This window comes from Trichocoleus sp. DQ-A3, from assembly GCF_039961975.1.
Taxonomy (GTDB): domain Bacteria; phylum Cyanobacteriota; class Cyanobacteriia; order Cyanobacteriales; family FACHB-T130; genus FACHB-T130.
Genome location: NZ_JAMPKC010000002.1, coordinates 46,889 through 59,915, shown reverse-complemented (window position 1 = coordinate 59,915; position 13,027 = coordinate 46,889). Strand labels below are relative to the sequence as shown.

The following is a 13,027-nucleotide window of genomic DNA, read 5'->3' as shown; positions in this document are numbered from 1 at the left end:
CGCTTGTGGGGCATAAGTTACGCGATCGCTTTTGAGCATCAGTTCTTGCTGCCTTGGTTAAACTCAATCTATAAGTCTCAAAGGTTGCGGTGGGCAATACCTATCGCAACCCTAGCTTTAACCGCTAAGTAACAAGCAATCTTACGAATCTTGATGGCTACCACTACCCAACGGCTCACACTGCAAGACTTCCTGAAGCTGCCGAATATTGAGGAGTCGCCAGCTTGGGAGTTAATGGACGGACAAATCAATCAAAAATCTATGCCCACAGCTTTCCACAGCATCTTGCAGAAACGGCTGACGGCTGCAATTGACCAAGCGGATTCACCCTATGAAGCTTTTCCAGAGCTACGCTGCATCTTAAGTAGTAATTCTGTTGTTCCTGATATTACCGTTATTCACCAAGACCGAGTCCCTTCTGAGAATATCGCTGTTGAAGGTGCCCCTGATTGGATGATTGAGATTCTCTCACCCGATCAAAGCACCACTAAATTGATTGCTAAAATTCAAACTTGCCTGCAAGAAGGAACTCAATTAGGGTGGCTGATCGATCCGACAGAACGAGTGATTATTGTGCTGTGGTCAGATACTCGGATGGCATTGCTCAGAGATAGCGATCGCTTGCCTGTCCCCCAAGATATCCCATTAGAATTGACAGTTGAGCACGTATTTGGCTGGTTACGGCGGGTAAGTTGAGGATAGGTAACGATCAGTCTCAATGGTTTTGGTAGGTAAGGCTCACCCTGCGTAGCTATATTTGCATTCAGCATAAATGGGAGTAACCTCAAATGGTACAAACACCCGCTAAACCTCTTACTTTAGAAGAGTTTTTGGCTCTACCAGAAACTGAACCCGCCAGCGAGTACGTTGATAGTCAGATTATTCAAAAGCCAATGCCGCAGGGAGAACATAGTACGCTCCAAGGTGAACTAATTATTGCTGTTAATGCTGTTGTTAAGCCCCAAAAACTTGCACGAGCATTTCCAGAACTGCGGTGTACGTTTGGTGGACGGTCAATCGTACCAGATGTAGCAGTATTTACCTGGGAGAGAATTCCCCGCAAGGAAAATGGCGGTGTAGCAAATGTATTTCAAGTAGCTCCTGATTGGATAATTGAAATCTTATCTCCAGACCAAAGTGCTACGAAAGTCACAAAAAAAATCCTGCATTCTCTCAGATATGAAACACAAATGGGTTGGCTAATTGACCCAAACGAACAAACTATATTTGTTTATCAACCCAAGCAAGAACTAGAGGTGTTTGACGAGCCAGAACAGCAACTTCCCGTCCCTTCATTTGCTAGCGAACTCCGCTTGACGGTAGGCGAAATATTTGGCTGGCTGTTAGAATAACTGATTATGGGAGTCTATTCTATAGACTACTGCCGTATTTCAAAATTTCACAGTTGGAAAATGTAGAAGGGGCAATGAAGGGAATTACAGAATAATTTAGCCCCAAGCGTGCTCGTTATCTGTCCAATGTTAGCAAAATACTCTCTTGGCACTTTGCCCACAAGCATTAACAAATCCCGCGTCAAAAGTAGCTCCGACAATTCCGCCAATTATAGGTACGAATTTCATAAGGTTAATCACTCCCTTCTCTCCAGCTTTTGTAATTAACCGGAATCCAACTTTTTTGTTAATTTCAATTAGAACTTTTCCAGGAATCTGATTAATTATATTTTTAGCAACTTTAGTTCCTATCGCGATACCTGCTGTACGTAGAACTTCTTCTCCAGCTTCCCCAATCAAAGATAGCAGTACCATAGTCCTTACTTGATCCGAGTTGATATCGTACCCACGAAGTTTTGCAATTGCAGCAGCAGTATTTGCTCCTAATGCATAAGATATCGCTAAACTAGCTGGGATACTTAATGGTAATGTAGCAATTCCTCCTAAGCCAGTTATAAATCCTGTTCCAGCAGCAGAAGTAGTACGCCATGCAATTACAGAGTTAATTGCATCTTCTACACTACTAGCTTTTGCTAAGTGATTTTGTGCTACTTGTTCTGCGGAAGGAAGAAAACCGAAGCCTTTAATTCCAATATTGGCAATCCATTGCAGGAGCTGCTCTATTTCTGAATTCATACTATTTTTATTTTTGAGTTAATTCTTGTTGCACATAGTGTATTTTAAATGTAAACTCTTAGACCACCGTAATATTACCGAGGTTGATTTCTTGATAACTGGTCAACATTCATAATTCATAGAAAAGGAAGGCAAACAGCGGACTCTCACAATATTCAAGTGGATACCGATGTTATGCAGTGAGTCTTGAATGGAGTTAGCGGCAAATTCGATAAGTGCGAGCGCTTCCGCACGACAAACCTAACCGTTTAACTTCTCATTCTTAACCAGTCAAAAATTTGCTCTGCGGTCAATTCCAGGTCAATGCCGTCTAAAACAGCTAAGCGATCGCTTCCTTGACATAATTCTGGTTGTTGGTTAGGTAGGAAAATTAGTACAGAGCGATCGCTCGGATCGATTAGCCATCCAAGCCGGGAACCATGCTTGAGACAGTGCAAAATATTACCCGTTACTCGATTTGAACTTTGTTCTGGAGATAAAATCTCAATCGTCCAATCTGGAGCAATTAATACATCATCTACAGGTTCGCCGTCATCATCAAATTCAATTCGGTTCCAGCGAAGAACGGCAATATCAGGAACAACTGACCGTCCTCCAAATGTACACCGTAGTTCCGGAAAAGCATAGGCAATCCGCTGTTCCTCAACAACGTCATTGATTGTACCCGTTAACTTTCCCTGAACCCTGGAGTGGCGAGTTTTAGGCATTGGTTTCTGAATCACCTCACCATTGATATACTCTTTGGCAGGCTTGGTCTCTGGGAGTTTCAAAAACTCTTCTAAGGTGAGGGATTTAGAGGGTATTTGTACCATTGCGGCAGCCTCCAAGAGCAGAATCAGACAAGCTTTACCTTTTATTCTAGGTTTCCCATCAAGTCTAAAGTACCAGAGGAGCCAGAATAAGCGATCGCTCCCACAAATTCATGGAAAAATGCGATCGCAAACTATATCAGGGGGTAGAGCTTGGTGTGGCGGGGTGGTCTACCTTAAGGTTCTATCCAGTTCATGAGAAATTTCTTAGCCTGAAGATATAGCCCACTCGTGCATAGAAAAAAAATTTGTATGACAACCGACGTTTCTACTGACATCAACAAGAACAAAGGTATTAATGGATCGCTCTTGACGGGCGCTCTTTTGATTATTCTGGGGATAGTTGCGATCGCTGTACCGAATGTCTCGACAATTGTCGCTGAGACTTGGATTGCTTTGATCCTAGCTAGCGCGGGAGCGACCAAGGCGGTCTATGCCTTTCAAACTCGCGAGCAAGGCGGTTTCATTTGGAAACTCCTGTTGAGCGCCCTCTACATTGCCACAGGCGTGATGCTATTTTTCTACCCCTTAACAGGTGTCTTGACGCTGACTCTGTTGCTAGGTAGCTTTTTGCTGACAGAAGGTGTATTCAACCTGATCCTGGCATTCCGGGTGCGTCCGCAACAGAATTGGACATGGGTATTGACAGACGGCATCATTACGCTAGTGTTGGGCGCAATGATTTGGTTCCAGTGGCCCTTCAATGCCCCTTGGTTGATTGGAACGCTAGTAGGTGTCAGCGTTCTGTTTACAGGAGTTTCGCGCGTGATGCTATCGCTGAATAAGCGTTCTGCCTTGAATGAATCTAACCAAGCTGCTTAAGTTTCAAGCGCTGTGGTCTGGTGTAAGGCGGGTAATCTCTTAAGCAAATTGCCCGCAAGTTCCCTAGAAGCAATCGTCATGAGGATGCGATCGCTTCTACCTCAAAAAAAGTGCGATCGCGTTCTTAGTTGAAATGATTACTGAAGCGAGTCCTGATATAAAGTTTGCAATAAATTTTCTAACTTCTCTTCAGGACAGCACTCAATCAACGCTTCAAAAACTTCTAACAATTTTGCAGCACTTTCTCCCAAAGTGGGACTCAATCCCCAAACATCTTGTACCCAGTCTTTAGGACGTTCATCTTCAAAAATTAAGCGTTCTAGAAGTTGCTTTGATTCTGTCTTGGAGGTAGGCATCGGGTTTCTCTGATGGGTAAAAATATCATCAAAATCTCTCCATCATTAAACAGCATATAAGTGATTTGCTCGCCCGCATAGCATGAGCGGGCAGTACCACTCTACTGCTCAGATGATTTCAGTTTGTGCGCCGTTCTCAAAATTTGTCCAGCTAAGATAGCCGCACCGAAGCCATTATCAATATTCACTACGCCCACCCCTGCTGCACAAGAGTTTAGCATTGTCAGGAGTGGCGCAAGTCCGCCGAAACTCGCACCATAGCCGACACTGGTGGGAACTGCAATCACGGGACAATCAGCCAAACCAGCGACGACGCTGGGTAAAGCACCTTCCATCCCGGCAACGACGATTAGCACATTCGCCGATTCAATGACGTGACGGTTACTTAACAGGCGGTGGATACCCGCGACTCCGACATCCCAGAGGCGCTTCACCTGGAAGCCACAAAGTTCTGCTGTAACCGCTGCTTCCTCAGCGACGGATAAATCGGCAGTACCGGCACAGAGGATGGCAATGGTGCCCGAATACTGGGGTTCTAGGGTGGCAGGAGAAATGGCACAGATTCGCGCCGAAGCGTAATATTGGAGACCTGCCACTTTTTCCTGCAACTGGGCATAGACTGCCGGTTCAATCCGCGTTGCCATGACGACAGGGTTGCGCGATCGCATCGCCTCCATAATCCCCGCAATCTGTTCGGGTGTTTTTCCGGGTCCCCAAATCACCTCTGGAAAACCCGTTCGCAAGGTGCGGTGATGGTCAATTTTGGCAAAATCGCCCACGGGTTCAAAGGCAAAATGCTTGAGTTTTTCTAACGCCGCTTCTGGGCTAACGTCACCAGCGGCAACCGCTGCTAATAAGGATTGCAAAGCTTCAGGTTGAGTCACGACTTTAAATTAAGGATAGAAAATGCAAAAACAAGAATTGGCGATGTAAATTTTGCCGTTAATCGGTTACTTCCAGCTCATAAACATTCCAGAGGGCACCGCCAAGAGAAGAGTATTTGATGCCGGTAACGCGATCGCGCACGGCTGACATTGACAGCGGGTTGACTAGATAAATCATCGGCAAATATTCCTGCGTAATCCGTTGAGTTTGGGCATAGATTTCTTTGCGCTTGACCTCATCTAATTCTTGGGCAGCTTTAATGTACAGACGCCCAATTTCCGCCTCCCAAGCAGCCACCTCTCGACCCTGAATCGGCTTTGACCCCGATACGGCATCCTGATTGAAGCTGTGTAATCCGCCATCTGGCAACCAGACATTCGCACCATTATGGGGTTCAATGCCCCCGGTAAAGCCGAGCAAATAACATTCCCAATCTAAAGTGTTTGCGAGTTTATCTACAAGCGTGTTGAAGGCAATTGGGGTAAAATCTACTTGAATGCCAATTTGGCTCAAACTTTGCTTAATTTGCGCTCCCAGTGACACGCGGGTTTGATTTTCAGCATTCGTTATTAATGTAAACTGCACCCGATTTCCATCAGCGTCTAACAACTGACCTTGATTATTATATTTAAACCCTGCGCTTAATAGTAATTTCTTAGATTTTTCGGGATTATATTCGTATACTTTCAGACCTTCTGCCGAAGTTATATAGTAAGAGCTTTGTACAGAAATTGGTGAATTTTGCATTTCACCCAGACCGCGCAAAGTGTTGTTAATCATCGCTTGCCGATCGATGGCATAAGCAACCGCTTGTCTGAATGATAGATTATTGAACCAGCGAGATTTAACTGGATCGATCAAAGGGCGTCCGTTCCGGCGTCCTTTATTTAGATTAAAAGAAATAAAAGTCGTGCCCGATCGCGGTCCACCTGTATAAACTGTAAATTTTCCGCGCTTTTCTTCTTGCTTTAAAAGTGGAAAATCTTCTGGACGCAATCGCCCCCACCCGTCAGTCGTATCTAAACCATTAGAGCGGAACTGAAGCAGCTGAGTATCCATATTTTCCGTAATTTGCCACACGATCCGATCGATGTAAGGCAACTGATTGCCTTGTACATCTCGTCGCCAGTAATACGGGTTACGCCGAAATACGACCCGTTCGCTAGTGGTGTAACTTTCTATTTTATAAGGGCCATTAACAATTATTTCCGCTGGATTGGTATCCACTCCCCAGATAGACATCAACCTGGGTTTTCCCTCTGAGTTTTTCGACTTTACCGCGTCCTCAAGGGCGTGTTTTGGCAAAATCACGATCGCATCGTTTTTTGAGCCAGTTGTAGTTCGCAAAAAAGGAGCAAACGGTTCTGGCAGAATAAATTCAACCCGCCGTGCATCTAGCTTTCTGACTTGCGGAAAAGCACCAGATGTGCCAATTTTTAGGCTATCTCTGGCATCGGTAAGAATCTCTTTATTAAGAACCACATCTTCATACGTGAAGACAACATCATCCGCTGTCAGTGGCTGACCATCCGACCATTTCAATCCTTCTCGGAGGGTAAAAACGATTCGCCGTTTATCCTCTGATATTTCCCAAGATTCAGCTAATGCAGGCTCAATTTCACCCGTAACGCTATTTTCAGACGTTAATCCTTCGTAAGTGAATAGAAAAACATGGGGAAATTCTTGATTAAGTACCCAATTAAAAGTTTTGGGATCGCTTAATGTGGCTGTCACCAACTGGGATACTTTCTCAGTTGCCTGAGTTTTGAGTAAAGTTGGGTGACAGCCAAATAAAGCAAAAGGAAAAAGCAAAAAGCAAAAAGATAGAAAAAGAGGAAGCAGGAAATTAATCTTTCTTTTCCCTGCGCCCAATTGTTTTTTGCCTTGTTTACGGAATGTTTTTGTTTTCTGCGACTTTGAGTTCATAAAGATTCCAGAAGGCTCCACCAAGGGCAGAGAATTTAACGCCCTGAACGCGATCGCGCACTGCCTCCATTGAAAGCGGATTTACCAGATAAATAAAGGGTAAATTTTCCTGGGTAATGCGTTGGCTTTCGACATATATTTCTCGCCGCTTACTTTCATCAAGTTCGCTGGCACCTTTAATGTAAAGGTTTTCGATTGCCAATTCCCAGTCATCAACCTCCCAACCCTTCAGCGGAGGTTCTCCAGCTTGCGGTCCTAGGTTAAAAGTGTGTAAACCCCCTTTAGTTGTCCAAGTGTTTGCCCCACCATTTGGCTCAATGCCGCCACCGCCAATTTTGCCAATATAGCTATCCCATTTCCGTTGGGTATAAACTTTTTCAATCAACGTATTGAAGTTAATCGCATTAAAGTCTACCTGAATCCCAACTGCGCCAAGGTCTTCTTTAATCTGAGCACCGATAGCCTCCCGCAGCTTATTCCCTGAATTGGTCAGCATACTAAAACGAACTCGATTGCCATCTGCATCGAAAAGTTGACCCTGTGGGTTATATTTAAATCCAGCTTTTCGCAGCAATTCTTTCGCCTTTTCTGGATTATAGTCGTAGACTTTGAGACCTTGCTCTGGGGATAAATAGTAAGGACTTTGCTTATAAATCGGTGAGTTTTGTGGTTCTCCCAGCCCTCGATAGAGATTGTTCAGCATTTTCTGACGGTCGATGGCGTGAGCAACCGCTTGGCGGAACTCAAGCTGATTGAACCAGCGAGACTTAATGGGGTCTACGAGAGGCTGATTTTGAGAATTTTTGGCTTTATTTAAATTGAAAACCAAAAAAGTCGTACTGAGTTCGGGGCCACCCGTGTAAATTTTAAATTTTCCCCGGTTTTCTTCTTGCTTAAGGAGAGAATAATATTCTGGCGCGATCCCTAGAGTATCTAAACCGCCAGAACGATATTGGATAAAAGATGTGTCGGTATTTTCGACAATTTGCCAGACAATACGATCGATGTATGGCTGTTGATTACCCTGAGTATCCTTGCGCCAGTAATAGGGATTTCGTCGAAATGTCACCCGCTCGCTAGTTTGATAGTTTTCTAGCTGATACATTCCATTGACAATAATTTTTTTGGGATCGGTGTCGATTCCCCAGCTAGACAGAAACTTGGGTTTTCCATCTGAATCTGTAGTGACAATGGATTCTCGCAGCGCATGAGCAGGTAAAATTGCAAGTCCGGTGTAGCGCAAAAACGGGGCGAAAGGTTCTGGAACTGTAAATTCAACCCGTCGTTCATCAAGTTTACGGACAGTGGGCAGCAGGCGATCTTTGCCAATCTTTAGAATGTCTCTAATATCAGTAGGAATCTTTTCGTTGAAATAGAGTTCATTGTAAGTAAAGATGACATCATCAACGGTCAGTGGTTGACCATCAGACCATTTCAAGCCCTCCCGCATGGTAAAAACAATTCGCTTTTTGTCTGGGGCGACTTCCCAAGATTCAGCTAAGGCGGGTTCAAGTTCACCATTGCCGTTTTCAGTAATTAACCCTTCGTAAATTAAGCTAAAAACGTTGGGTGATTCTTGACTCAGAACATAGTTAAAAGTTTTGGGATCTTGCAGAATACTGTCCACCAACTGCGGCACCTGAGCGGCTTTTGTATTCAATTGATTCAGGCTACAGCTATGGAGCGCGATCGCGCTTATCATCGCCAGCATGACAGCTAACAAACGATGCAAAATTGGGGGAATAGTAGCAGATAATTTCATAATGATTGTCTGTACGAGTATTAATTAAAACTTACTGAGACGCTAACCAACCGAGGAAATCTTGTGTGCGGGTTAAATACTTAGACCACGCTAGCATCATGCAAAGCCGCTTGAACTTCCGGTGTATTAAATTCTTTAACATTGGCGCTGAGGAACACTTTCCTATCTGTAAGAAATTAGTCTAAACGTAAAGTATCACCAAGAAGCGCCACCTTCAGAGTCTCTTTCAGCGTAAGTATCTCCATCTTCCAGCACTTGCAACAAACCAATGCCTGCCAATTCTTCTGATGCTGGCGGGTTTTCCAACTTCCAGTGATAGGCTAAGTCGCGCAGCCAAGCCTCAATTAATGTCTTCAAATAGTTCCAAAAAATCCGTTTGCTGCTAAATTCGGGGTCGTAATGATTAAGCACTGTAACAGTCTTAAGTACGCTAACGGATTCCGATAAATTAGCCCCGTCCCATTGAAAAATCTCAATGTTTTTAAGGTCAGCCAGCATGGCAAAGGGAATTTTCGTGTTCGCCGCTTGCAGGTAGGATTTTAGTTTCTCGATCGCCCATTGTTTGGCTTTACTATCTTTGAGTTGAGTAGCTTTGACTTCAACTACTAGAACCGTTTGCCCCTCACGGTTGCAGGCGATAATATCAGGGTGATTGTTAGCCTGAGTAAGTTCAAATCTTCCAGCTTCCATTGCCTTAATGCTCCCAGCGCGTTGAGAGTCTCTGTCTTATCCGCCTCTCGTTCATTCCTATCCTAGACATTTTCAACCTTTTGACTCGATAGGTTTGAGCCAAGTTAATCGGAAGCTACCAGTAAGGCTACAGCATAAGCGGCGATTCCCTCTTCGCGCCCAACTGAGTCTAATTTTTCATTCGTAGTGGCTTTGATGCCTACTTGGTCGGGTTTTAATTCTAGGACATCGGATAAGCGATCGCGCATCTTCTCAATATGGGGCTTGAGTTTCGGACGTTCCGCCACCACCACTGAGTCAATATTCTCAATTTGCCAACCTCGTTCCCGAATTAGCTGATGCACCTGCTTGAGCAGTTCCAGACTATCAGCCCCCGCCCACTGGGGATCTGTCGGGGGAAAATAATGACCAATATCGCCTAAACTCAGGGCACCGAGCATCGCATCCATAATTGCGTGCGTCAGCACATCGGCATCGCTGTGCCCCAGCAATCCTAATTCATGCTCAATCTTCACTCCTCCCAGAATTAAAGGACGCCCAGTAACTAAGCGGTGAATATCGTAACCGTTTCCGATGCGAATCTTAGCCATTTATCCGTTTTCAGCAAAATTTCAGCAAAAATACTTGGCTTGGCGACTCGAAGCCGCAGCTACACAAACGAAGTCCGCGCAACGCGAGACTATAAAATTATTTCGGCTTGAAGCCTGGGTCGGCAGGCTTTGTTTGTATAGCCCCAAACTTACAGTCTGAGGGCATCGAAGGACTTTTGCAAGCGGTAGGACTAAACGCTGCGGCTATATCTGCGCCATATCCGTGTATTCAGTTAATAGCTCATCGTAGGTAAGGCTATCGGTTTCCGCTTGGGGACTCCATAGCAGTTCAAACACCATCAGGTAGTCAGGGGAGATGGACGCTACTTTCTCTAAAGCTGACTTCAAAGCTTCAGCGGTGCGAATTTCTTCAAATAACGGCTTGTCATCCGCTGTTCCGACGAGCAACGTGACCACAATATAAGCTGCTGGGCCATCATCCAAGGCAGGCATCGCGGGTTTTTGTTGTCTGACTCTACCACCCACATTTGTAAGGGTTTCCGCACTAAATTTGCTGCGTTCTTGTATAGAAACTTGGTTGAAAATTGCCTCGGCGTCCTCTCGACTTTTCACCGTCTGCGAACTCGCTAGAACATGAGTCCAATTTTCGGGCGATCGCAATAACGCTAAAGCTGATTCTTGTAGCAGCTGCATCAACCCCTCGGAAGTATCGGTATCGATATTCAGGCTCAGTTCCGTCAGCTGAGATTGAATGCTTCGAGCTTGAGCCAGCAATGCCACCTGTATCTTGCTGACCGTAACCGTATCATTCTCTAGTTCTTGAGCCGCACTCCCACCCTTCTTCTTCAAAAAGATAAAATAAGCCCAAAGCCCAATACTCCCAACTGCCAACAACATCAATAAGAAAAGCCAAGGAAAGTCACTCGATGAGTTACTAGCGGTAGAAGAATAGCCAGAATTGGTTGGTACTTGAGCAGGAACAGAATTTGCAGTTCCCGGCGCAGTTTGAGGGTAGGTTGATTGATTCGCCGGAACGTTATTGGGATAATAATTCGGCGGAACGCTGTTGGGATAGGTATAGACGGGCGGCGGTGCAACAGGAACCGGCACGATGACAGTGCTTCCCGGTTGTCTATAGTAAGGTTCATTCCAAGACGAGTTCGGGCGCGTCGGTTGAGTTCTCACTGAGGACGGCGGGGGAGTGGTTCTTTGAAAAGAGCCGCCGCCTGCTCTTCCACCTGTATTGCCCCTACTGGGCTGCGACGGTGTTGAGTATCTGGGAGAGGAGCTACTACCGCTACTGGAGCGACTGGGGCTGGAACTAGAACGTGACGGTGAAGAGCGAAAAGAGCCGCCACCGCTTCGTCCACCACTACTTCTAGCCTCGGCTTCATTACCAATCTTCAGCCCGGTTTCTTGATTGCCAATGGGCAGATGAATATTCACACTGTTGACTACCGTGAAACTCAGGACTGTAGCCCAAAGCAACTGAAGTTTTACGTTTCGTAGCATTTTCGCAGTTCCATTCTTCTCCTCCACGCTAGCTTTTCCTTGCCGCTATTGTCGAGGTGATAAGGTTGCAGTCAATCTACGGATATCTTCACATTAATTCATTAAAAGAAGATTTTAGAATTAATTTAGGTTCGGAATGCTGGATTAATGGCTAGATATCGGAATTATGGGTGAGTGGACACTTACAATCAAGCGGAGCTTTTTATGTGAATAAAACCCTCTGGCAAAATTTTCACTGAGTCGAGAAAAAGCTCACGCTTAGGAAAAATAAATTATTTTTTAGTTTAGTTCATTGAAATCAAAGAATACTTAATAATTTATTAAATCTATACATCAAAAATAATTTTCACCTATTATCTTACCAATTCCTGAACTTTTCCTGATAGTCGGATTAGAGTCAGTAAATATTAAAAAATAATTATGATTTTTAAAATCAAGCAACCTCGGAAAATTTTTATTTTCTCTATTCTTGGTTTGGGTCTAGCGGTAGGAGCTTACTACGGCTGGTTTTTTCTCAGAGACTACCAGACCTTGAGGCAGGTGCAAGCAGATCAAAAAAAGATTGCTGCCTATCGCCAAAAGACTCAAGCGATGCCTACAGATCCTCAAGCCTTTCTTAACCTTGGCAATGCCTACATGACATTCTGGGAAAGTTCAGGTAAAGGCATTCGGATTGCTAGCCAGTTACAACAACAATCTTTGGCATGGGAGTGGCTATTCACCAAACCGAAGATGCTCAGCGAAGCTGTATTAGCTTATAACAAAGCTCTACAACTTGACCCAACGTTGGTTGATGCCCACTTTGGTCTGTGTTTTGCGTTAGTGGAACAAGGAGAAAGTGCAAAAGCGATCGCACCTTGTCGCAAAGCCACCGAACAGCAACCTACAAAAGCTAAGAACCATCTATGGTTGGGGCTTGCTCTCACTTACGAACGTCAATGGGTCGCAGCAGAGGCAAGTTTTCGCAAAACGCTTGAACTAGAACCGAAGAATGACGATGCATACTACCACTTAGGTAACTCCTTGCTGGCACAAGAAAAAACAAATGAGGCAGTAGCAGCTTATCGCCAATCGATTGAGTTAGACCCAAAGGCTAACCTGACATACCTGCGCTTAGGGGATGCTTTGGCTATACAGAAAAAACCAGAAGAAGCGATTGCTGCCTACCAAAAGTCTATTCAGGTTGTACCTAATTACCATCCACCTTACGAAGGGCTGGGGTGGATACTGGCTGAGCAAAACCGATTAGATGAGGCGAGCGCGGCTTACCGCAAAGCGATTGAACTCTATCCTTCCTTTACAGATGCTTATCAAGGGTTGGGACAGGTTCTAGTTAAACAAAACAAATTAGATGAGGCAGTTGCTACTTACCGTAAAGGGATTGAATGGAAATCTAAAAAGAAAGATAAAAATGGTGACATCTATTACCTTTTGGGGATAGCTTTGATGAAACAGAAAAAGTTACCCGAAGCGATCGTAGCTTTTAAACAAGCCCTAAAATTCAATCCAAATGATGCAGATGCGCGCCAGAGTCTGCAACAGGCAGAGAAACAATTAGCATCTACTCAAGGTAAAAAACAACGATGATTCTTCAATCCATCATCTGCAACGTTGAGAGATTTTGCTT

13 protein-coding genes are annotated in these 13,027 nt (G+C 44.7%); 4 read left to right on the top strand and 9 right to left on the bottom strand.

Annotation, left to right across the window (positions count from 1 at the left end; genetic code table 11):
• Positions 1-153 precede the first annotated feature (153 nt).
• Positions 154-696, top strand: a complete 543-nt coding sequence (locus NDI44_RS03215) for a Uma2 family endonuclease (RefSeq protein WP_190412340.1) — start codon at positions 154-156, stop codon at positions 694-696.
• Positions 697-788: 92 nt separating this feature from the next.
• Complete coding sequence (locus NDI44_RS03210) at positions 789-1,352, top strand: Uma2 family endonuclease (RefSeq protein WP_190412339.1); 564 nt, start codon at positions 789-791, stop codon at positions 1,350-1,352.
• Between the two features lie 129 nt (positions 1,353-1,481).
• Here the strand turns inward: NDI44_RS03210 and NDI44_RS03205 are convergent, their stop codons facing one another.
• Entirely contained in the window at positions 1,482-2,087 is a 606-nt protein-coding gene (locus NDI44_RS03205) for an EcsC family protein (RefSeq protein WP_190412338.1), read from the bottom strand.
• 248 nt (positions 2,088-2,335) lie between these two features.
• Complete coding sequence (locus tag NDI44_RS03200) at positions 2,336-2,899, bottom strand: Uma2 family endonuclease (protein WP_190412337.1); 564 nt, start codon at positions 2,897-2,899, stop codon at positions 2,336-2,338.
• Between the two features lie 249 nt (positions 2,900-3,148).
• Here NDI44_RS03200 and NDI44_RS03195 point away from each other — a divergent pair, with 249 nt between their 5' ends.
• Positions 3,149-3,718: an HdeD family acid-resistance protein gene (locus tag NDI44_RS03195; protein WP_190412336.1), complete on the top strand. Its 570-nt coding sequence runs from the start codon at positions 3,149-3,151 to the stop codon at positions 3,716-3,718.
• A 137-nt stretch (positions 3,719-3,855) separates the two neighbouring features.
• Here the strand turns inward: NDI44_RS03195 and NDI44_RS03190 are convergent, their stop codons facing one another.
• From NDI44_RS03190 to NDI44_RS03160, 7 genes are all read right to left on the bottom strand, one after another.
• A complete protein-coding gene (locus tag NDI44_RS03190) occupies positions 3,856-4,074 on the bottom strand; it encodes a hypothetical protein (protein ID WP_190412335.1) in 219 nt (72 codons plus the stop codon).
• Positions 4,075-4,175: 101 nt separating this feature from the next.
• Positions 4,176-4,958 carry a nickel pincer cofactor biosynthesis protein LarB gene (gene larB / locus NDI44_RS03185; RefSeq protein ID WP_190412334.1) on the bottom strand — a complete coding sequence of 261 codons (783 nt, stop codon included), beginning with the start codon at positions 4,956-4,958 and terminating at the stop codon, positions 4,176-4,178.
• A gap of 58 nt (positions 4,959-5,016) precedes the next feature.
• A complete protein-coding gene (locus NDI44_RS03180; protein ID WP_190412333.1) occupies positions 5,017-6,885 on the bottom strand; it encodes an ABC transporter substrate-binding protein in 1,869 nt (622 codons plus the stop codon).
• Positions 6,848-8,647, bottom strand: coding sequence for an ABC transporter substrate-binding protein (locus NDI44_RS03175; RefSeq protein ID WP_190412332.1), 1,800 nt, complete (start codon positions 8,645-8,647; stop codon positions 6,848-6,850). Before NDI44_RS03175 ends, NDI44_RS03180 begins: the two co-directional genes overlap by 38 nt.
• A 195-nt stretch (positions 8,648-8,842) precedes the next feature.
• On the bottom strand, positions 8,843-9,337 hold the full coding sequence (locus NDI44_RS03170; protein WP_190412331.1) for a type I restriction enzyme HsdR N-terminal domain-containing protein: 495 nt from the start codon (positions 9,335-9,337) through the stop codon (positions 8,843-8,845).
• Between the two features lie 104 nt (positions 9,338-9,441).
• Positions 9,442-9,927: a 2-C-methyl-D-erythritol 2,4-cyclodiphosphate synthase gene (gene ispF, locus NDI44_RS03165; RefSeq protein WP_190412330.1), complete on the bottom strand. Its 486-nt coding sequence runs from the start codon at positions 9,925-9,927 to the stop codon at positions 9,442-9,444.
• Between the two features lie 204 nt (positions 9,928-10,131).
• Complete coding sequence (locus NDI44_RS03160) at positions 10,132-11,400, bottom strand: DUF1517 domain-containing protein (RefSeq protein ID WP_190412329.1); 1,269 nt, start codon at positions 11,398-11,400, stop codon at positions 10,132-10,134.
• A gap of 420 nt (positions 11,401-11,820) precedes the next feature.
• Here NDI44_RS03160 and NDI44_RS03155 point away from each other — a divergent pair, with 420 nt between their 5' ends.
• Entirely contained in the window at positions 11,821-12,987 is a 1,167-nt protein-coding gene (locus NDI44_RS03155; protein WP_190412328.1) for a tetratricopeptide repeat protein, read from the top strand.
• Positions 12,988-13,027 lie beyond the last annotated feature (40 nt).

Coding starts and splice junctions, on each gene's coding strand:
- NDI44_RS03175 (WP_190412332.1), bottom strand. CDS start 8,647: ATGAAATTATCTGCTACTATTCCCCCAATTTTGCATCGTTTGTTAGCT.
- NDI44_RS03170 (WP_190412331.1), bottom strand. CDS start 9,337: ATGGAAGCTGGAAGATTTGAACTTACTCAGGCTAACAATCACCCTGAT.
- NDI44_RS03180 (WP_190412333.1), bottom strand. CDS start 6,885: ATGAACTCAAAGTCGCAGAAAACAAAAACATTCCGTAAACAAGGCAAA.
- NDI44_RS03155 (WP_190412328.1), top strand. CDS start 11,821: ATGATTTTTAAAATCAAGCAACCTCGGAAAATTTTTATTTTCTCTATT.
- NDI44_RS03205 (WP_190412338.1), bottom strand. CDS start 2,087: ATGAATTCAGAAATAGAGCAGCTCCTGCAATGGATTGCCAATATTGGA.
- NDI44_RS03215 (WP_190412340.1), top strand. CDS start 154: ATGGCTACCACTACCCAACGGCTCACACTGCAAGACTTCCTGAAGCTG.
- NDI44_RS03190 (WP_190412335.1), bottom strand. CDS start 4,074: ATGCCTACCTCCAAGACAGAATCAAAGCAACTTCTAGAACGCTTAATT.
- ispF (WP_190412330.1), bottom strand. CDS start 9,927: ATGGCTAAGATTCGCATCGGAAACGGTTACGATATTCACCGCTTAGTT.
- NDI44_RS03195 (WP_190412336.1), top strand. CDS start 3,149: ATGACAACCGACGTTTCTACTGACATCAACAAGAACAAAGGTATTAAT.
- NDI44_RS03210 (WP_190412339.1), top strand. CDS start 789: ATGGTACAAACACCCGCTAAACCTCTTACTTTAGAAGAGTTTTTGGCT.
- NDI44_RS03200 (WP_190412337.1), bottom strand. CDS start 2,899: ATGGTACAAATACCCTCTAAATCCCTCACCTTAGAAGAGTTTTTGAAA.
- NDI44_RS03160 (WP_190412329.1), bottom strand. CDS start 11,400: ATGCTACGAAACGTAAAACTTCAGTTGCTTTGGGCTACAGTCCTGAGT.